The organism is Methanolobus psychrotolerans (genome assembly GCF_002243045.1).
Classification (GTDB): domain Archaea; phylum Halobacteriota; class Methanosarcinia; order Methanosarcinales; family Methanosarcinaceae; genus Methanolobus; species Methanolobus psychrotolerans.
The window spans coordinates 1-20311 of record NZ_MBKP01000019.1 but is presented as its reverse complement, the minus strand read 5'-3'; the positions used below and the strand labels follow the sequence as shown (position 1 = coordinate 20311).

Genomic DNA, 20311 nt, shown 5'->3' with positions numbered 1-20311 from the left:
TTTGTATTTGAATGGTAAGTTAGATATACCATTTGTTCATAGTAGCCGCACATCCAGAGACTAATTTTTTTTAATAGGAGATACTACAATGAACAACGAATATATTCAGAGACTAGGAAAAGAACTTATAGATATACTTCAAATTAACACATCTCCGGTTGCTGTCCATCTGGTAAAAACGGACGAAGAAATTCCTGCAGGAATTAATCATATCGGTGAAACAACAAGGCACTGCCAGATGGTAGATAATGTCAGAAGGCTGGGTACCCAATTCTATTCTTTTCTTGATGACCAGATGTGTAAAGGTGGGGCTGCTGTCATGGGGCTAACTGAGATGAGTCCTAAACTTAAATCTGGTGAAGTTTACTATAATCTGAATCACTTTTCTTCTCTTGATTCTGCAAAGTCAACCATGGGAAGAGTTCCGATGGTGGAAGCAAATTCCATCAAAGCTGTTGTTTATTCACCACTTGAAAAAGTTACATTTAAGCCAGATGTAATCCTTATTATTGCCACGCCTAAACAGGTCATGGAGCTTTCACAGGCATTGCTCCATAAGTCAGGAGGTCGTGTTAATGCCGGATTTGCAGGTAAGCAGAGTGTCTGCGCAGATGGTGTTGCCTATCCATATCTTACTGGAGAGGCAGGAGTGACCATTGGCTGCAGCGGAAGTCGGAAATACACTGAGATACAGGACGAGGAAATGATACTGAGTATTCCCGTAGACATGCTGCCTGCAATGGTAGAGTCCGCAAAGTCCATGTTTGGTACTTACGCCTGTTAATTCATATAGATGTAATTCAGCACTTTCAAGTACTGAATTATCTCTTTTTTGATATTTTAAGTCTAACTCTTCCTGGAGTATGTTAGACTCAGGCTGCTTTATAATATCTCTCTTCTACATTTCCGGTTTCGAATATACTTTTTGATGACCTGAGTTTATCAATTATAGGGGCAAGTTCTACGCTCTTTATTCCAAGGGATGCGCATATCTGCCTGAAAGTACAGGGTCGTCTTAGTATGAGGTCATAGACCTCTTCTTCCAGATTTCCGTGCTTCATACTTGAGCGCCCCCTTTTCAAGCCTTTGAGCACCAGTTTTACCTGCTCCGTTCCAAACGCTTCATCGAATCTGGAGGCAATCTCCTTTAACCTTGTTTCTGAGACCGGGATGATATAATTATCTGCAGGTGGCCTGCTGATGGTTAGGATCTCTATTTCATCAGGATCGATTTCCCGGATGACTTCTATTAGTTTATTAATTTCTTTTTCGGTGTAATTTACAGGAAAATCAATTGTAGAATCAACAAGCATTACCTCAATTCCAAGCTTTGGGTGTTTTTTCATTTTTTTGATGGCCTTCAGTCCTTCGATGATATTCTCAAGCCTGATACCATCGGCAGGCCGGTGGATAGCCTTGAATGTATCTTCATAACCGGAGACTAGGGTTGCTACTATAAGGTCTGCTTCAGCAAGGTTTGAGCGTACGTCCTCTCTTTCAACAAGTGAAGAATTCGTTATCACACATATCGGCTGCTTACTGATTTTCCTTATGCCCATTATCATCTCTCCAAGTCCCAGGTTCATTGTAGGTTCACAGGTGCCGGAAAAAGTGATGTAATCAAGATTATCGATATTTTTGTGATATGTCCTGATACCTTCGATTACTTCTTCAGGTTTAACAGCTCCTTTAACATATTCGGGTCCTGTGACTTTATAGTCCACATGTCCAAGCTGGCAATACACGCAATCGAAATTACAATTCTTCTTTGTCCCGGTATTTTTTATTACATCGATTCCGAGTGATCTTCCCAGCCTTCTTGAAAGGATGGGACCGTAAATGATCCTTGAGGTCATAAAGTTACTTCCTGTTATCTATAACACTATGTATTATTCAGAGGTCTGCTGAATATCCTGCAAATATTTCCACGAAATTTTCAGGATAAAGTTTCATGATGGCACTTTTATTCTTTGTGCAATGACCGGCACCTATCAGTTGCATGTTCCTGAACAATTCATAATCCTGGGTATCATGCAAGCCGCCAAAGATGCCTGTGATAGTTCCAAAGGTAGAGGCAGTTTTTATTATTGAGGGGAGGCCAGGGTGTGCACAGCCGGTTATAATATAGATGCCGTCAGCGGAATCAAGGATCAAAGATTGTTCTTTAATCGAGTCTCCCAGTTCTCCGGTTGTGTATATGCCCTTGCATATTTCCTGTGGACCTTTGATTTCATGCAGGCTCCTTTTTCCTCTGGATTCCATCTCTTTTTTTAGATTGGCCGAAAAGCTTGCAGGAACATATATGTCTGCATCAGGGTTCCGATCAAGGAAAGTGGTCACACCGCCAATATGGTCCCAGTGCTGGTGGGACAGTACAAGACTGTCTATACTTTCTGGTTCTATGGCCAATCGTTCCATGTTTCTCAGGAGCAGGTGCCCATCCCATCCGGTATCGAACAGGATAATATTGTCCTCTGTTTCTATCAGGCAGGCAAAACCCCAGCCGCTCTGTAATCCTTCTTTTGCTTCATTGTCATAAATTACTGTCATTTTCATCTTTTCACCTCAAACCACACATCAATGTCATTCTATGATGCCGAACCTCTTTTTGAGATAATAGCCTGAATAGACGGCTCCTGCGGGGTTATGTGCAAGCACACGGTCCTTGACGATCAGGGTTGTGACCGGGGCGGCCGAATGTTGCGTGAACAGAATGTCGTGGCCGATGCACAGGCCTATGATTATGTTCAGTTGTGTGTCTTTATTCTTAAGAAGCATTGCCTGGCCAATGGGGTTGCAAGTAGGGTCGAAGGTACCTGGATGCAGTTTTTCAAGGCAGTATTCATCTTTGTCGATAGCAGAGACTTTGCAGCATACAGAATAAACGTCAAAGTCCTTTTCCAGTATCTTCTGGATTATCTTTGCTTCTTTTTCCAGGCCCACGCAAAAAGCAAGCCCAAGTCTTTTGCATCCCATCTCCTTAGCGTAGATGATTATCTCTTCAAGTCTTGTTTTTTGCATATAGTACCGTGCTTCTACAGCAGCCGAAACCTTCATGGATTCAAGTTCCTGTCCTGCATACTTGATATCATCGGTTATACCTGCACAATCCTTGCCTTCCCGGCATATTTTCTCATCACAGAGTGCACATTTCATTTTGATCACCATGCAGGCCCGAATGTTGCTTGCATATATCTGTATATTATCTCATATGAGATAAAATATGTATGTATGATGTACTTAAACAGTAATTTTTGACAAAAAACACTATGAAATTCTTCGAAGAAAATACATAAACAAATGAAATTACTCCACAATAACCTTTTTAGCATTGTTAACTAAAATCCAGATTGTTGCATTTATTCTTGAAGACAAAAATGGAAAAATTCGAGGAATTGTTGCGTCAGGGCAAACATTACGGAGCAAAATAGAACGGAAAAGAACTAAAGGAATGAAGACAAAAATATCCCTTGTAGAAGTTCATCTAAATAAAATACATATTCAGGAATAAACAACAAACGTATATTTATTTTAAATAGTTTTGTGGCTGCATGCTGCTTTTATACTCGCTAACCGGTCTTATGGGGCAATTTACAAATGCTCACCAGAAACTACATAAAAGAACATGATATATAAGTTACAATTTCATCTGACATGGCGTTAGATGATTCTCTATTACAATAATCACTCACTATTATAAAAATTCCAGGAGGATTCCCATGAAAGTAAAAATCACTGAAACCATTCTTCGAGATGCGCATCAATCTCTTATCGCCACCAGAATGCGCACCCGTAACATGCTTCCGATTGTGGATAAGCTTGATGAAGTTGGATATTATTCACTTGAGATGTGGGGCGGAGCAACATTTGATAGTTCCATCAGATATCTCAATGAGGACCCATGGGAAAGGCTGAGAGACCTGAAAAAACATATGAAAGAAACTCCGGCCCAGATGTTGCTCAGAGGACAGAACCTAGTTGGATACAGGCACTATTCTGATGATGTTGTGGAAAAGTTCGTTCAGAAAGCCCACGAGAATGGTATTGACATCTTCAGGGTCTTTGATGCTGTAAATGACATCCGCAACATGGAAAAAGCCATAACTGTCGCTAAAAAGGATGGAGCGGAAGTACAGGGAGCTATAGCCTACACCATAAGCCCGGTCCATACTATTGAAAAATATGTTGAACTGGCAACAGGCCTTGCTGAACTGGGATGCGATTCCCTTTGTATCAAGGACATGGCCGGTCTTATCTCCCCACAGCAGGCATATGACCTTGTAAAAGCACTCAAGACGGAGGTTAACCTTCCTGTTGATCTGCATTCCCACTGTACTTCAGGAATGGCACCCATGAGTTACACTGCCGCATGCAGGGCAGGTGTTGATATACTTGATACTGCACTTTCTCCCTTTTCATGGGGAACATCACAGCCACCTACAGAATCAATTGTGGCAGCTCTTGCTGAAACAAAGCGTGCAACCGGACTTGACCTTGAATTGATATCGGAAATATCGCAATACTTCAAGGATATCAAGGAACAATATCGCTGCATACTCGATCCAATATCAGAACAAATTGACACAAATGTATTGCTTTACCAAATACCAGGAGGTATGCTCTCAAACCTGGTATCCCAGTTAAAGGAACAGAATGCACTGGACAAATTTAAAGATGTACTCAAGGAAATGCCCCTTGTGCGTAAAGAACTAGGATATCCGCCGCTAGTCACACCTACAAGCCAAATAGTTGGTACGCAGGCAGTACTCAATGTGCTGATGGGCGAGAGGTACAAAGTAATTCCAAAAGAAGTCAAAGATTACGTACGTGGACTTTACGGAAGACCACCACAAAAGATCAGTTCCGAGATAATTGCAAAGATCATCGGCGAAGATGAACCAATTACCTGCAGGCCTGCGGATCTTCTCCAGCCGGAATATGAGAGGATGAAAAAGGAAGCAGAAGAAATGGGCATTATAAAAAAGGAAGAGGATATCCTCACATATATACTCTACCCGGCCATAGCTCCTGCCTTCCTGAAAGGTGAACTTGAAGAAGAAGACCTTACACCAATCATGGAAAAGAGACAGCCGTGTGCTACAGCAGACTTTTCCGGCATACCTACCGAGTACAAGGTAGAAATTGACGGAGAAATATACACTGTCAAAGTAAACCCAGTAGGAGGTGCGATAAAAGTAGTAGAGGACGAAAAGCCTACTGCAGATTCTGTGCCCGGAGCTGTGACAAGCCACATGCAAGGAATGGTACTTTCCATAAAGGCCAAAGTCGGAGATTGCATTGAAGAAGGCGACACCGTCTGTGTCATAGAGGCTATGAAAATGGAAAATGCAATCCATGCACCACACGGAGGGACTGTCAAAGCAATACTTATTGCAGAAGGTGCTCCTGTGAAATCCGGTGATGTACTAATGAGTATAGAGTAGGTGAACAGTTATGTTCAAAAAAGTACTAGTCGCCAACAGGGGCGAGATAGCGATACGTGCAATGCGTGCATGTCGTGAACTTGGAGTCCAGAGTGTAGCAGTGTATTCAGAAGCCGACAAGAATGCTCTTTTTGCAAAATATGCAGATGAAGCATATCATATCGGCCCTGCCCCATCAAGCCAGAGTTACCTTAATGGTGATAAAATTATAGAAGTAGCACTTGAATGTGGAGCAGAGGGAATTCACCCAGGATACGGATTCTTATCTGAGAACAGTAAATTTGCCCGCAAGTGTGAGGAAGCAGGAATTACTTTCATAGGTCCTTCAAGCAGGGTCATTGAACAGATGGGAAGCAAAATAGCTGCCAGAAATACTATGATCAAAGCAGGTGTGCCTGTAGTCCCAGGGACCAATGAAGCTATATCAGACCCTGAAAAGGCAGCAGATATTGCAGATGGCATTGGATATCCCGTTATAATCAAGGCATCAGCAGGCGGTGGCGGCATAGGAATGAAGATAGTACATTCCAGGAAAGAATTCCACAATGCCCTCAGTTCCATACAATCGGTTGCTGAATCAGCTTTTGGCGACTCGACTGTTTTTATTGAAAAATATGTAGAAGAACCAAGGCACATCGAGTTCCAGATACTTGCAGATAAATATGGGAATGCGGTGTATGTTATGGAAAGGGAATGTTCGATACAACGCAGACATCAGAAACTGATAGAAGAAGCACCTTCTCCTATAATGACGCCAGAACTTCGCAAGCAGATGGGAGGGACTGCAGTAAAGGCAGCAAAGGCTATTGGATACGAAAATGCAGGAACTGTTGAGTTCCTTTATTCAAAAGGTGAGTTCTACTTCCTGGAAGTCAATACCAGACTGCAGGTGGAGCATACTATCACTGAAATGATCACAGGTATCGATCTGGCAAAACAGCAGCTTCATATTGCTTGTGGTGAGGAGTTGCCTTTCAAACAGGAAGATATCAGCATCAGAGGATGGGCGATTGAATGCCGTCTTAATGCTGAGGATCCGCTTAACGATTTCGCCCCTTCTCCTGGTAAGATCAGAAGATATCGTTCCGCCGGTGGGCCGGGAATCAGGGTTGACAGTGGAGTTCATACAGGATATACCATTTCACCTTACTATGACTCTATGATATCAAAACTCTCTGCCTGGGGAAGTGACAGGAACGAAGCCATCGACAGGATGCAGCGCGCACTTTATGAATATGTTGTCGTCGGAGTCACAACTAACATTGCATTCCACAAGGCAGTTATGAGGCATCCTGCCTTCAGAGAAGGAAAACTTACAACTCATTTCATAGAGGATAACAACATTATAGAAGATGTAAGAAAGGTTGTTGTGGAAGATTCTGCCAAAGGAGCGACCCTGGCTTCAGCACTTGATAATAAGGACCAGAAAATAGCTGCAGCGACAGTTGCTGTAAGTTCATATGTAAGTGCTGCCAAAAAACAGACAAAGTAATAAACATTTGACAACATAATAACATAGATGGGCAGCAACATTTGTATGGTGGAATGCCTTTTGAATGACAACAGAAAAGAGATCATAAGGTTGCTAAGACAATCTGAAGGAAATCCAGTATCCGGCCAGGAGATTGGAGTAAAATTGGGTATAACCCGAGCAATGGTCTGGAAGTATATAAAAGCCCTCCGAAAAGACGGATATGATATTCGATCTTCTCCAAAGATAGGGTACATACTTGATGCATATCCTGACAGAGTAGATCCCGATGAATTGAAAAAGATAATGAGGACAAGCCTCATCGGAAATGATATCCGGTATTATTCAGAGCTTGACTCAACTAACAATACGGCACGGGAAATTGCACCCAAATCCCCGGAAGGTACTGTAGTCATTGCAGAAACGCAGAATAAAGGTCGTGGACGCATGGGCAGTGAGTGGCAATCAATTCCCGGTGGCATCTGGTTATCACTTATTCTAAAGCCATCCATACCACTTGACAATGTATCAAAGATAACACTTGTTGCAGGAATTGCTGTGACGACAGCATTAAGGAATATAGGAGTTGATGCACGCATCAAATGGCCAAATGATGTACTTGTCAAAGGTAAGAAGATATGCGGAATACTTACAGAAGTAAGTGCTGAAGTGGATAAGGTCGATTATATTATCCTCGGGATCGGCATCAACGCAAACGTCAAAATTGCAGACCTTAAGGATGAAATCAGAAAGAATTCAACAAGTATTGCTAATGAGATGGGGAATCCAATTGATAGAACAGCTTTTGTTGCATCCCTTCTTTATGAACTGGAGCAGCAGTATATAAAGTTCAAAACACAACAATTCACCAACATTGTTGACGAATGGATTAACCTTTCCGACACTATTGGAAAGGAAGTTAAGGTCACAACACCAAGCAAACTCATTGAAGGAAAAGCTGTGGGAATTACTGAAAAAGGAGCACTGGTTGTCCTTGACAGAAACAACAAGAAACAGGAAATCATTGCAGGAAACTGTCGTTACAGATATTGAATTAATGAAGTGGTCTTTTATGTCATACCGGAAAAGAAACTGCAGTTTTATCATTGCGTTTCTCCTTTTTTTTTCAATTATATCCTCAGCATACGCAGAACCTTTACTTATAAATGAATACAGTGCGCCGTTCATTGTAAAAGGACACGATAATCTTTTACTTATCAATGGGACTGGAATATTTCTGACAACAGGAGATTCATGGGATTTTTACCAAGGATATGTTTTTGCTGTGAGAAGTGTGAACCTTGAGCAGAAGCAAGTATGGGTTAAACTCCTGCATGAAGATGAGCTACTGAAAGAAGCCATTCTGTCAGAAGGAGATAGTTTTGTCTATTCGAAAGAAGAAGAAATACTGAATATCACAGTAGATACGATATATGCAAGCACCAGTGGTGAACTCATTACATTCAAATCAGTATACCAGTATCAGGATAGTGATCTTCCAGAACCTGACTTTGCAGAAGAGGAAAATGACTATAACGACAGCGATGAAAATGTATTGCCTGGAGATGATATTAGCAGGCAAACAAACGGATTCACAATATTCCAGACATTTGCAGGCATATCACTTATAATGACATGCCGGCGTTTTTTAAATTGAATTAAAAGAAAGAAAGGGAGATCAGAATTTCAGATCCCCTTTCTCCATTAATACTTTAAGGTCCTCAAGGCTCAGGCGGCCACTCTTCTCCAGTTTCTCTTTGGCGACAACAAGATGTTCTTCCTGCTTCCGGTCATCTTTTTCAACCTGGATGTCATTGAGTTTCTCAAGGTATATGCCAAGCTCATCCCTGAGCAAAGCGATCTTGCTCTTAAGAGGATCTATTTTTTCCCGGAGAGGAGCCGTGACAGAATATTTTTCAGATATCTGCAAGTGCGCAGTATCGGCAGCTTTTCTTAATTCATCAACCTGATTATAGAGCCCTATCATCTCAAGATGGTGTTTCTGAGATTCCTCTGCAAGTTTACCAATCTCATTTCCAAAGTCATCCCTTGATTCAAATACATCTTTTGAGGCATCATATGTCTTCATCAATTTCTGATGGATATCATTTGCATCAAATGCCGCACCAAGGCGCTCTTTGAGATCTAGCAACCTGCTGAAAACATCAATCTCATGTTTTAGCGGGATGTCAGCATTCAGGAAAAGGTCAAGGTCTGCAGCATAGGCTTTTGACAGTGTTTCAACACTTCCCTTGGATAACTTATTGAGATCATCCCTCTTTGTTTTAAGTTCATTTATATTATCTGAGAACATGCGTGTCTTTTCATTAGCTTCATTCCTTGAGGACTTCAAAGCAGCTATCCTTGCATTGATAGAGTCCCTCTTAGACTTGGCATCGCGGGCCTTTGACATCAGACTTTTCACCTGGGAATTAAGATTATCACGCTTTTCTTTCAAGTCATCAGTGTTAGTACGATGCAACTTGAGTTCCCTATAGATAGCCTTTAGCTCACGTTCATTATGGGATATCTGAGTCCGAAGGTCATTGACTTTATTCTTCAGGTCCTTCTCACTTATTGAAGAAACATCTACATCCGTCATACTTTCACCTCTTCTGCATCAGCAACTACCGGCTGTTTTTCCCAGTACTGTAATGCCTCTTTGTGACTTTGTATCCTATTCTCCAGCCATTGGTATCTTGGAGCGATTTCTTTTATATCCCCATCTAAAGAAGACAAGGTATTATTATAGCTCTCTTCAGAACTATCAATTGAACTGAGTTCCATGTTTGAAGTAAGAGCATCCTTTATCCTTTCGTTTACAACAGCAAGACGGCTTTCAATACCAGATGTTTTTAAACTGAGGGAAGAAATGTCTTGCAAAATGGACTCGGCCTGCTTTTGCTCCTCTTCCGGAGCCAGTGAACCTTTTAATTTTGAAAGTTTATCTTTGACAAATGACATCTCTCTGGAAAAATCACTATTTGAGACCGAAGAATCCAGATCATCCAGCAGTTTTTCTGCCTGGTGGTAGAACAACTGTCTTTTTTCAGTCAGTATCTCTACTTTTTCCAGAGCATTTTCCCTGTTATTTTTAGTGGACTCAACGCTATCCTGTAGTGTTTTCATTTTGTTCTCAAGTTCATTGAACTCAGAAGCATATTCATTTAAGAATTTATTATGCTTCTGCATAACCCCTTCAATAAGCTCTTTTCTGTCAAAGGTATTTAGCGCATTGTTCTGTGCGCCCGAAACCGCAATCTCGTCATTCATAATAAAACCTCGTAGCAATTATATCCTGAATATCTGGGCATGTGCTACATCATTTATAATCTTTACATTATTAGTATCTACAACCCCACATTTAACAGCACAGGAAACTGCCTTTTCACCAAATATATTGACATTTGATGCCTTTGATATTATGGCAATTGCATCTTCCTCTGATATGATAGAGCCTTTGTAGAATTCTTCTGTTATTGTAACAGTAATATTGCCTTCTTTAAGCGTCTTTCCTATCAGTTCCCTGTCACACAGGGCAACGATAGTGCTGCTGCCTGATTTGTGAATCTTGATATACATGTGATCACTTCTTCAAACTACTTTTACATGCTCTTTATCGGGTTTAATCAGATCACCGGAACGTCTCATCTTGGAGATTAACTCTTCTGCATGTTGCCTGTCTATCTGCTGATTCTGGGCTTCGGTATAAACCTCTTCAAGCGGCGCTTTTCCCCCCGGATGCTTTTCACCGACCATTTTAATGATCTCCCTGATCACCTTGATCTTATCCCTCTGGCTTTTACTTGTACCGGAAGCTATGACATCCACATCAAATGCCCCTGTGTCAGGATCAACGCCAACCTGACGAAGACAGGAATAAACTATCCGGGTCGCCCTTTTTGCATCCTCGATGGTTGCAACGTTATTAAGTCGCAGGCGTGCGCTTGCCTCGGCAAGTCTTACAAGGGCCTCGAGCTGACGTGCAGTAACAGGCACCGGGGCATCTTTTCCCTCTCCCATCCTTCGCAGGTCCATGTAGAACTTGACAAGATGGTCACGTGCGTCATCCTCCATTACCGGAAAAACATTCCTTCTGGAATAAGCAATATACTTCCGGAGCTTATCGGCCTCTATGGTTGGTTTGATAACTTCCATATGGTCATCTACCTGTTCCTGGGTTATGGCACTCGCGAGCAGGTTCTTACGTTGCTCGGAGAGCTCACCTGCATAATGGGACTTTAGGATGTGTTTTGCTATCCTTGAGTCCAGGTCCTCATTGGGAGTATCCAGAAGAACGAATATCATATCGAATCTTGATACCAGGGCAGGTGGCATGTTTATCTGCTGAGCGATACCTTCATACCTGTCAAAACGCCCGTATTTAGGATTGGCGGCACCAAGAAGGGCACATCGTGATTTCAATGTTGCAAGTATGCCTGCTTTTGCAACACTTATGGTTTGCTGCTCCATTGCCTCGTGCAGTGCACTCTTATCTTCAGTGCTCATCTTATCCATTTCGTCAACTGCTGCAATACCCATGTCGGCCATAACTAGAGCACCTGCTTCCAGTGTCCATCGACCATCCCCCATATCGTCACGCACTGCTGCAGCAGTCAGACCACTTGAGGAAGCACTCTTACCGGATGCAAAAACACCTCTTGGGGAAATCTTTACCATGTAGCGGAGCAACTGACTTTTAGCAACACCTGGATCACCTACAAAAAGAATATGGATATCCCCACGCACCCTGGAACCATCGGGAAGATGTTTTGGAACACCGGAAAATAGTTGAAGGGAAAGAGCTTCTTTTACGTCCTCATACCCATAGATAGAAGGAGCTATCGACCCTATCATTTTACTGAATAATTCCGGGTCACGACTCAGAGCAATTATTTCTTCTTCCTCTTCAGGGCTTATTTCAAGCTCGTCAAACACCTGGTCCATGTATTCGATGGAATTGGCCTGTACGACCAAGTCATAGAATGGTGATTTACCCTCTCTGGTAGTTCTCTGGTGAGAACGCAGAACCCCATTGATAATTACACGATCCCCGGGCCTTACAATACCGGCAAGATCATCCTCTGCGTCCACATCAAGACTCTGAGGTTGTGAACCGCCTTTGAGGTTCTCAGGCGATTCTTGTACCTGGAGTTTTTGGGCATCTATAAAGACAGACTGGTTGATCAGTATTTTAAAAGGACCTTTCCTTCCACATGTTTCATTCTCACACTCAACAGGTTCCACAAATTTGAGCTCATTCTGAGGGACCATGGTCACGTGCTCACAACGCATACACTGAAATGCAGCGTTAAGTACCTTCGGACGAACTTCCGTTGCCTTACGTATCATACCCTCAATAGCAACGAACTGCAGCAGATGTTTACTGCGAAGGTCCCTGTTAGGTATCTTATTTGGTATCTTTATAAAACGAACCTTTGCATCATCCAGACTTTTCTCCACAGGAAGGTCTATCTGCTGAAGTGCATTGTCTGCACTGGGCAGCACCTCATCCGGATTGAAAAGGAGTTCACTGGCAATTTCCCTATCAAATACTTCCAGATCGGAGAAATCAACTTCCAGACTACGCTGATCAGGATAATTGTTTGCAAGTTGCAGAACACTATCCCAATAATACTTTTTAAGGAACATTATGAATTTTTCGTCCCACTTACCTTCAGTCATGTTTACACAGATAATTAGTTAAAAATCATTTAGGGAATCCAACATAGCATTCAAATGATATGAACATTTCGAAACATCTCTTATATGCTATTATTATATGCAATTATTATATGCTATTATATATGATATTTGTCATCCTGCTCACATTCGTTATCATAACGTCTCTGGACCTTTCGCAGGATACCATGAAGTGTATGAACTTCACGGGAAAGCAGGCATGCTCTTCCGAATATTCTCTTGAGCATCAGTTTGGTCTTTTCCCTTTTGTGCACCGGGTAATCAATATCATCAATCAGCTCTGAAAGATGCTCATACAGTAGCCTCATGTCAAGGGAATCTGCCAGAGGTGCATCACCACCTTTGAGGTCACTGAACTCATAAAGGACAACAGCCACTGCATGGGATAGATTCATGACAGGATAGACATCTGATGTGGGAATTGTCATTATGAGATCACATAGTTTCAGTTCCTCTTTATTGAAACCATGGTCTTCCCTTCCGAAAAGTACTGCTACCCTGCCACTTAGACCTGTAAGACGTGCCTTCACCTCTACAGGAGAATATCCGGGAACTCTCCAGTGAAAGTCAAATCTTGAACCCGCTATACCAGTAGTACCTATTATAATACTGCAGTCATCGATAGCCTCTTCTAAAGTTGAAACTATTCTCGCATTATCAAGTACATCCTTTGCATGCGAGGACATTGCCCTTGCTTCTAACTCAAGCTTACATGGATTTACAAGCACAAGGTCCGAAAAACCAAAATTTTTCATTGCCCTTGCAACAGAACCGACATTTCCCTGATACAGGGGCTCAACAAGTACTACTCTGACATCCATATGAATGATACAACCGATTATGTCTTTTGTGGTTTGAACTACTTAAGCGTGTGACGACATATAAGGTTAATTAGCCAATGATGACTTGTTGTGTGGGATCTGAGCACAACAACATGCCTCCCGATATAGGTTTCCGTGATGAAAATCTTTAAATATCATTGACACCACAATCATGCAAACCAAACCGGTTACTTATAAGTAAAAACAATCTCAGTTCTTGTAGTAATTATAAGCTTATTATTGTATCAGGAGAAAATTATATGGCTATGGAGTATTTTGCAGGCGTAACTGACGCCTTAAGACTTACATTTGTGCAGGTTATGATTATGGCAAACCTGTCCATTGGTATTTTCATTATAGGAATGTATATAAACATAAAGAAGTGGGGAATGGGTTCCACTGGCTACGGGCAGGCACCTTCAAAAAGCATTTTAGCCTTCCCTAAGATGCTCATGTACCAGATGAGCGAGCATGCTCATGTCCACAACCAATCCGTTCTGGAAACATTTATACTTGACATACTTTTCCAGAGAAGGATCCTGAGAAGAAGTCCTCTCCGATGGTTTATGCACTTCACTATTTTTGTTGGCTGGATGGTTCTTTTTGTAATGTCCCTTATGATGTTCCTCGTGGAAATGATCCACATGGTAGGGGAAAAAGCAGGAATCCACTCATTCCCTGAATTCATGAACCCGGAGATATTCAGAGAGATCCTGTCCGTACCAAACGACATCTTCAGTTACATACTGCTTGTAGGAATTATAATAGCGATCTACAGGAGACTCTTTGTCGCAAAGACAAGAGAGGCCACAATTGCATACGATTCAGTACTTCTTATCGGACTTACCGTAATCACAATCTCAGGGTTTGTCGCAGACGGGATCAGAACCGGCAGATTCTGGGGATTTGAGATGCCTATTGAATGGGCACCACCCATGGCACTCTTCCACGTAATTATCTCACTGCTGTTCTGTATCGCATACATCCCTTTCAGCAAGTATATACACATGATAGCAATACCACTCGCACTCCTTGCAAACAAGGGAGGAGAATAAAATGGCAAAACGTGAACCTTCCATTAATACAGAGAACTTTACAGCAGTCCAGCTTATGGAACTGGATTCATGCAGCCGCTGCGGCGAATGTGTGGACTGGTGTCCTACATATGACGCATCCGGAAAGAATCCCGGACTTGCACCAAGGGATAAGATCCTCAGATGGAGAGAGTATATGAACAAGTCCTACGGACTTCGTGCAAAGCTTTTTGGCCCAAAGGAGATCCCGGAGGAGGAGATCGAGCAGTTCAAGAATGATGTGTACGGATGTACAACCTGTGGAATGTGCGCCACGGTCTGTGAATCCGCGATCAACACTGTCGAACTCTGGGAATCCATGCGTGCAAACCTCGTGAAGCGTGGGAACGGCCCATACGGTAAGCAGGGTGCTTTCCTTAAACTCATTGGTGAGTACAAGAACCCGTACATGGCTGACAACAAAGACAGGACCAACTGGTTCCCATCAGACATTAAGATAGAAGATAAGGCAGAAGTACTCTATTTTGGTGGATGTACTGCAGAACTCAGGCAGAGGAAACTTGCACTTGCAACTGCACGTGTACTTAACAAACTTGGAATCAAGTTCACAATGCTTGGGGAAGATGAGATCTGCTGCGGTTCAGCACTTATCAGGACAGGACAATATTACATCAATGATATCGCAAAGATAAATGCACAGAAGAACATCGATAACATCAAAGCAAAAGGTGCAAAAATAGTGCTCTATGCCTGTGCAGGATGTTACAGAGCTTCAAAAATCGACTGGCCAAGGCTCACAGGTAAGGAACTTCCATTTAAGGTAGTCCACATTACAGAATTCCTGCAGGACCTAATCGAACAGGACAAGATAAAATGGGAGAAGTCCATTAACAAGAAAGTCACGTACCATGACCCGTGCCACCTTGGACGTCACGTCGGTGTATTCGAGCCACCAAGAGCTGTTCTTGAAGCAATTCCTGGTATCGAGTTCATTGAAATGGAAAGGATCGAAGAGAACCAGCGTTGCTGTGGAGCAGGTGGTGGTGTAAAAGCAGGTATCCCAGACCTTGCACTCGGCGTTGCCTCAACACGTGTTGAAGACGCTCTTGCAACAAGTGCAGACATCCTTTCAAGTGCCTGCCCGTTCTGTAAGAGGAACCTCAGTGACGGAAGGGATGCAATTGGTGCAAAGGAGCTTGAGGTCGAAGATGTCATTGTACTGACTGCAGAAGCAATGGGGATCGATCTTAGCGACACACCGGCAGAGTGATCTGATCACTCTCTTTTTTCTTTATTTTCAGGGCAAACTGAATATACCTATTAGTACAATTTACTTTCCTCATGCAAATCCCTTATGAATTACTGGGCAAAATATTCGTTATACTTGCTGTAGCCACACTGGTTGTGCTTGGAATAGCGTTACTGCTTGGAGCCTACAGTTTCAAGAAACACAAGGTACTGTTCCCTAATTTTGTTCTGTTCATCCTTTACCTGTTCTACGGACCTGCAAAATGGATATGCAGAATATTCGGCATCAAGGACACCCTGGTTGATGAGATCCTGGTAGAGGTCCGCAATGCAGTCATGCTTGAAAGTTTCAGAAAAATCAGGAATGGAAGAGTCATATTCCTGCCACAGTGCCTGAGGCATCCTAATTGTAAAGCCCGTTGCGACCCTTTGATGGGGTACGAGTGTAAGAAATGCGGTCTTTGTGATATTGGGACTATATGCAAAGCTGCTGAAGAAAGGGGTTTTGAGGTTTATGTTATCCCAGGTGGGAGCTTTGTTAAGAAAATCATCAAAGCCCGCCGGCCTGAGAGCTGTATAGGGGTAGCATGTTATCCGGAACTTGCAGAATCCATGCAGGGAGCATCTCCTTTTATGATAGTACAGGGTGTTTCACTTTTACAGGACGGATGCTATAATACAAAAGTAGACGTTGAGGAAGTGATCAGAAAAATGGAGGAGTGCGATGTATAAAATAATTGGGGAATTAATTACTATAGTCTTCGTACTTTCTGTCTTGCTGGCAGCTATTGCATTGATCGTAAGTCGTGTCAGCCTTAAAAGACATGTCTGGCTTGCAGGGTTTTTCGCCGGAATATTGGACTTTTTCTACATGCCTTTAAAATATTTCTTTTATAAATTATCAGACCCGCGAATACTTGACAAATGGATGGTATCCCTGAAGAACATATCAAACAGGAACAGCTTCAGAAAATCTAAAAGGCGCATGATAATAGCTCCCCATTGTATGCGCTCCATGGAATGCCCCGCATCCTCAACAAAAACAGGGATTCAGTGTGTTTCCTGTGGCAAATGCATTTTTGGCAAACTTAAGGGAGATGCCATAAAATATGGTTATGATCTGTACATTGTAACCGGCTCTTCATTTGTAAAGCATGTCCTAAGGGAAAAAAACTATGATGCAGCTTTGCTGATAGCCTGCGATTATGAACTGAACAAGGTAATGATGGGTCTTAAAGGCAAAGAGATCGTTACCTATGGTATTCCTATGCTCAATGACGGATGTTTTAATACTGAAGTTGATTATGGGATGGTAATTGATACGTTGAATATGTTTTCTAATTAAACCATGTGAGAGAGATGGTGCAGCAGATGTATGACCTTATAATAATTGGCGGCGGACCTTCTGGTTCGTCTGCCGGAAGGATAGCAGGAAAAAAAGGAATTAAAACTCTGATAATAGAAAAGAAGATGTTTCCCCGATACAAACCATGTGGGGGAGCATTATCTGAACATGCGATGTCCTATCTTGATTTTGAAATACCGGAAGAGATCATTGAAAAGAATATTTTTGGAGGAAGGGTTCGCTTCCGGGGAAAAAGTATAGAATACTACAAAGATCATCGGCTTTCTGTAATCGTAACAAGAAGTATATTTGATAATTACCTGCTTGAAAAAGCAAAAGATACAGGCATTGAAATTCATCATGGGGAAAAAGTCACGGATATATTTCAGAACGATGCTCACGTTTCAGTAACAACGGATAAAGACCGCTATAAAGCCAGATTTGTGATAATTGCAACCGGTTCACAGGGTAAGCTTAAAACGGTGGTCAGAAAAGATGACAACAAAAATGAATACGGAGTTTGTCTTGTCACCGAAGTTAAGGAAAATGATGAAGTTATTGACCAATACATTAAGGATGCTATCGAAATGCACTTTGGTGTATCAGGAGTAGGATACGGATGGGTATTCCCACACAAAGGATACTACTCAGTGGGGGCTGGCAGTGTGATGGCAAAACATCTTCCATATCCAAAAAAGGCAATGCAGGATTATCTGAAAGTTAACGGGTTCACTGGAGAACACAAACTCAATGGGCATGTGATCCCATGTGGCGGCCATAAAAGAAAAATGGTAAAAGGAAGGATAATATTAAGCGGCGATGCAGCAGGATTCGTTGATGCATTTACAGGAGAAGGGCTGGCATATGCCATCAGATCAGGGCAACTTGCAGCTGAGATAATCTCAGAGAAAGTAGTGAATGGAACAGATCTTAAAAAGCTTTTAGATTATGAGAAAAGATGCTATTCTGAATTCGGAGAGCACCTGAAATATTCACTTATCTTTGCAAAGATGATGCATTTCTTTCCTGAAAGGTCTTTCAATGCATTTATAAATGAAACGGATATCCTCGACACGTTCCTTGAGGTTGTCACCTTTAAGAGGACATATAAGGACCTTGTTAAATGGCTTATATTCAATTTTAAGCCCAACTGGCTCCTTAAATAATAATTTGTTGAGTGAGGAGAGTAAGCTCCCTTCTGTTGATGCAATACAACCATCCCGCCTGGCAGGATGATGCGCTCCTTAAGAGCTGCATTGACGGCATTCGGCTACGCGTCCACAAACTTCGGGAATGGTCTAAACAACCATTGCCCCCTACTCCTGACTTGCACCCACGAGGATTCGCCGTTCCATCCGCGATCCATGCGACCTCAGCTTTTCAGCATCACAGCATTAACATAGTGCGGTATCGTTTCTGTGCCAGCATGCAGAAAACTGCTTGAGTTGCAAAGCAACTGCCCGGGCTCTCGCCCGATGCCCTTTACAGGCATTCGTGTGTTTAGAAGGTGGGGAGACTTTCCTCAGGTCAAATGACCCGGCGGCCGTCCTTCCTCTCTCAGGCACAGACAGGATATTAAGTGATATATATCTTATGATTAAAAAGCAGACCTATTTATGCAGTCTTTTTAAATTCATAAGCAATTGTAATTTCTAATAGCTTTTAAAAATAAGACATGTATCGAAAATAATTAGGGATCTATCACAACATTTATAAACAAACAGTGAAAACTCTAATTGGTTGGTATGAAATATAATCGGTACCTTATAACTGGTATCACTTTGTTGACAATATTGCTATTGTTTCTCTTCTCAGGAGCAGTTTCTGAAACTGAGACCGAATTGTTCAAGACCAATAGATTCGATGCATCTGAAAATGGATACAGTGCATTGTTGGTGGGGATTGGATTACCTCTCATACTGGCAATGCTTTATGTCTTTACCAGAGTGAAAAAAGAAGAAACACTGGAAAATGAAAAGTGAGCTGTAATTTAATTTGTAACAATTCATCCATACGCTCCATAATAATGCAAGAATCAATATACCATAAACTCATTATAAAATCCCGAATAAAAGTTCTTTTGATCCGAGGATATTTCTATAGATTGCGAAGAAATATGAAGCTGGTCCCGAAAGCAGTAGTAGAACTTGTAACTCGATTGCTTGGAATAATTGAACGGCAAACTCTCTAAATTGCACAGCTTGAAGAACGTGTCAGGCACTTGGAAGAGATGCTTGATAAGAATGGTCGCAATAGCAGCAAACCACCTTCTACTGATTTTTATGCACGGAAAAACCACAGGTCAGAGCCAGAGAAAAAGAGCGATAGATCTGCAGGTGGGTAAAATGTTCATCCCGGTACTTTTAAGAATGAATGATTAATTATTTCGCAGATAGAAAAGGAGGTTCAGATGCAATGGATGCGATGGGAATTCTACCTTGTTACACTGGTGTTGTAACACATGATTTTTGGAAACTGTACAACATGTCAATGGCGGTTTACTTTTCCCCACTTTCGTCGGTCTAAAATTCCCCACCTTAAGATATAAAATTACCCCCCCCCACATACTTAATTAAATCTTACAGTTTTCCACTCTGCAATCCCAGTTTCCTTCTGTCCTTGAGCCTGTAACTCTCCCCTTTGATATTGATCGTAGTGCAGTGATGTAATATCCTGTCAAGAACAGCAGAAGCAATAACATTGTCCTGGAATATCTCTCCCCACTGACCATACGATTTATTCGACGTAAACATAATAGAGCTCTTTTCATAACGTTTAGAGATCAGCTGGAAGAAACAATGAGCCCCTTCCTCATCAAATGGGAGATAACCCATTTCATCAATGATCAGCAGCTTATGCCTGGTAAGGTCCCTGAGCTTCTTCTCAAGAACTCCCTCTCGGTTTGCTTTTTTCAGTCTCTCAATAAGATTTCCTGCATTGATGAAATAAACAGATAATCCTGCTTTTGTACTCTCCATTCCCAGAGCAATTGCAAGATGTGTTTTTCCCACTCCCGGAGGACCAAGCAGTACAACATTCTCTGCATTATGGACAAATCTCAGAGTAGCCAGATCCTCAATAACCTTCTTTTCAATTGATGGCTGGAACTCAAGATCAAACTCCTGAAGTGTTTTTCTCACAGGGAATACAGCAAACCTTGTCCTTCTCTCAATTGCAACAGCTTCCCTGTGTTTTCTCTCCTGCTCGAACAGATGATCAAGCACTTCCATTGTAGTTGTTCCATC

22 protein-coding genes and 1 other RNA gene are annotated in these 20311 nt (G+C 42.0%); 13 read left to right on the top strand and 10 right to left on the bottom strand.

Annotated elements, in window-relative coordinates:
* Positions 1-88 precede the first annotated feature (88 nt).
* Positions 89-784: a DUF169 domain-containing protein gene (locus BB781_RS07830; protein WP_094227941.1), complete on the top strand. Its 696-nt coding sequence runs from the start codon at positions 89-91 to the stop codon at positions 782-784.
* An 88-nt stretch (positions 785-872) separates the two neighbouring features.
* Here the strand turns inward: BB781_RS07830 and BB781_RS07825 are convergent, their stop codons facing one another.
* The 3 genes from BB781_RS07825 to BB781_RS07815 are packed head-to-tail and all read right to left on the bottom strand — an operon-like array spanning position 873 to position 3156.
* Entirely contained in the window at positions 873-1856 is a 984-nt protein-coding gene (locus tag BB781_RS07825) for a radical SAM protein (protein WP_094227940.1), read from the bottom strand.
* A gap of 37 nt (positions 1857-1893) precedes the next feature.
* A complete protein-coding gene (locus tag BB781_RS07820; protein ID WP_094227939.1) occupies positions 1894-2556 on the bottom strand; it encodes an MBL fold metallo-hydrolase in 663 nt (220 codons plus the stop codon).
* A 27-nt stretch (positions 2557-2583) separates the two neighbouring features.
* The gene (locus BB781_RS07815; RefSeq protein ID WP_094227938.1) at positions 2584-3156 is read right to left on the bottom strand and encodes a DUF1847 domain-containing protein; all 573 of its coding nucleotides are present in this window, start codon (positions 3154-3156) and stop codon (positions 2584-2586) included.
* Positions 3157-3331: 175 nt separating this feature from the next.
* Between BB781_RS07815 and BB781_RS15340 the strand changes: the two genes are divergently transcribed.
* The 5 genes from BB781_RS15340 (at position 3332) to BB781_RS07795 (ending at position 8572) form a co-directional block, all read left to right on the top strand.
* On the top strand, positions 3332-3511 hold the full coding sequence (locus BB781_RS15340; RefSeq protein WP_129582666.1) for a hypothetical protein: 180 nt from the start codon (positions 3332-3334) through the stop codon (positions 3509-3511).
* A 208-nt stretch (positions 3512-3719) separates the two neighbouring features.
* On the top strand, positions 3720-5444 hold the full coding sequence (gene oadA, locus BB781_RS07810; RefSeq protein ID WP_094227937.1) for a sodium-extruding oxaloacetate decarboxylase subunit alpha: 1725 nt from the start codon (positions 3720-3722) through the stop codon (positions 5442-5444).
* A 10-nt stretch (positions 5445-5454) separates the two neighbouring features.
* A complete protein-coding gene (locus BB781_RS07805; RefSeq protein WP_094227936.1) occupies positions 5455-6936 on the top strand; it encodes an acetyl-CoA carboxylase biotin carboxylase subunit in 1482 nt (493 codons plus the stop codon).
* Positions 6937-6996: 60 nt separating this feature from the next.
* On the top strand, positions 6997-7968 hold the full coding sequence (locus BB781_RS07800; protein ID WP_207205259.1) for a biotin--[acetyl-CoA-carboxylase] ligase: 972 nt from the start codon (positions 6997-6999) through the stop codon (positions 7966-7968).
* Positions 7969-7987: 19 nt separating this feature from the next.
* Positions 7988-8572 carry an S-layer protein domain-containing protein gene (locus tag BB781_RS07795; RefSeq protein WP_164997819.1) on the top strand — a complete coding sequence of 195 codons (585 nt, stop codon included), beginning with the start codon at positions 7988-7990 and terminating at the stop codon, positions 8570-8572.
* 21 nt (positions 8573-8593) lie between these two features.
* Here BB781_RS07795 and BB781_RS07790 read toward each other — a convergent pair whose 3' ends face one another.
* The 5 genes from BB781_RS07790 to BB781_RS07770 form a co-directional block, all read right to left on the bottom strand.
* On the bottom strand, positions 8594-9517 hold the full coding sequence (locus BB781_RS07790; RefSeq protein ID WP_094227933.1) for a coiled-coil protein: 924 nt from the start codon (positions 9515-9517) through the stop codon (positions 8594-8596).
* Positions 9514-10188 carry a hypothetical protein gene (locus BB781_RS07785; RefSeq protein WP_094227932.1) on the bottom strand — a complete coding sequence of 225 codons (675 nt, stop codon included), beginning with the start codon at positions 10186-10188 and terminating at the stop codon, positions 9514-9516. Before BB781_RS07785 ends, BB781_RS07790 begins: the two co-directional genes overlap by 4 nt.
* A gap of 18 nt (positions 10189-10206) precedes the next feature.
* Positions 10207-10497: a DUF424 domain-containing protein gene (locus BB781_RS07780; protein ID WP_094227931.1), complete on the bottom strand. Its 291-nt coding sequence runs from the start codon at positions 10495-10497 to the stop codon at positions 10207-10209.
* A gap of 12 nt (positions 10498-10509) precedes the next feature.
* Complete coding sequence (locus tag BB781_RS07775; protein ID WP_094227930.1) at positions 10510-12600, bottom strand: minichromosome maintenance protein MCM; 2091 nt, start codon at positions 12598-12600, stop codon at positions 10510-10512.
* A gap of 116 nt (positions 12601-12716) precedes the next feature.
* Positions 12717-13445, bottom strand: coding sequence for an RNA methyltransferase (locus tag BB781_RS07770; protein ID WP_094227929.1), 729 nt, complete (start codon positions 13443-13445; stop codon positions 12717-12719).
* Between the two features lie 260 nt (positions 13446-13705).
* Between BB781_RS07770 and BB781_RS07765 the strand changes: the two genes are divergently transcribed.
* The 5 genes from BB781_RS07765 (at position 13706) to BB781_RS07745 (ending at position 18232) form a co-directional block, all read left to right on the top strand.
* Entirely contained in the window at positions 13706-14494 is a 789-nt protein-coding gene (locus tag BB781_RS07765) for a disulfide reductase (protein WP_094228040.1), read from the top strand.
* A 1-nt stretch (position 14495) separates the two neighbouring features.
* Positions 14496-15743, top strand: a complete 1248-nt coding sequence (locus BB781_RS07760) for a (Fe-S)-binding protein (protein ID WP_094227928.1) — start codon at positions 14496-14498, stop codon at positions 15741-15743.
* Positions 15744-15814: 71 nt separating this feature from the next.
* Positions 15815-16453, top strand: a complete 639-nt coding sequence (locus BB781_RS07755; protein ID WP_094227927.1) for a DUF116 domain-containing protein — start codon at positions 15815-15817, stop codon at positions 16451-16453.
* Entirely contained in the window at positions 16446-17066 is a 621-nt protein-coding gene (locus BB781_RS07750; RefSeq protein ID WP_094227926.1) for a DUF116 domain-containing protein, read from the top strand. Before BB781_RS07755 ends, BB781_RS07750 begins: the two co-directional genes overlap by 8 nt.
* 14 nt (positions 17067-17080) lie before the next feature.
* Positions 17081-18232, top strand: a complete 1152-nt coding sequence (locus tag BB781_RS07745; RefSeq protein WP_242492586.1) for a geranylgeranyl reductase family protein — start codon at positions 17081-17083, stop codon at positions 18230-18232.
* 9 nt (positions 18233-18241) lie between these two features.
* Here BB781_RS07745 and rnpB read toward each other — a convergent pair.
* Positions 18242-18625: RNase P RNA component (gene rnpB / locus BB781_RS07740), an RNA gene on the bottom strand.
* Between the two features lie 177 nt (positions 18626-18802).
* Between rnpB and BB781_RS07735 the strand changes: the two genes are divergently transcribed.
* On the top strand, positions 18803-19048 hold the full coding sequence (locus tag BB781_RS07735) for a hypothetical protein (protein WP_094227925.1): 246 nt from the start codon (positions 18803-18805) through the stop codon (positions 19046-19048).
* A gap of 248 nt (positions 19049-19296) precedes the next feature.
* Positions 19297-19410: a DUF6444 domain-containing protein gene (locus BB781_RS15695; protein ID WP_394335331.1), complete on the top strand. Its 114-nt coding sequence runs from the start codon at positions 19297-19299 to the stop codon at positions 19408-19410.
* 235 nt (positions 19411-19645) lie between these two features.
* On the opposite strand, the gene istB is transcribed toward BB781_RS15695, so the two are convergent.
* The coding region (gene istB, locus BB781_RS07730; protein WP_129582663.1) for an IS21-like element helper ATPase IstB at positions 19646-20311 on the bottom strand (666 nt) is incomplete at its 5' end.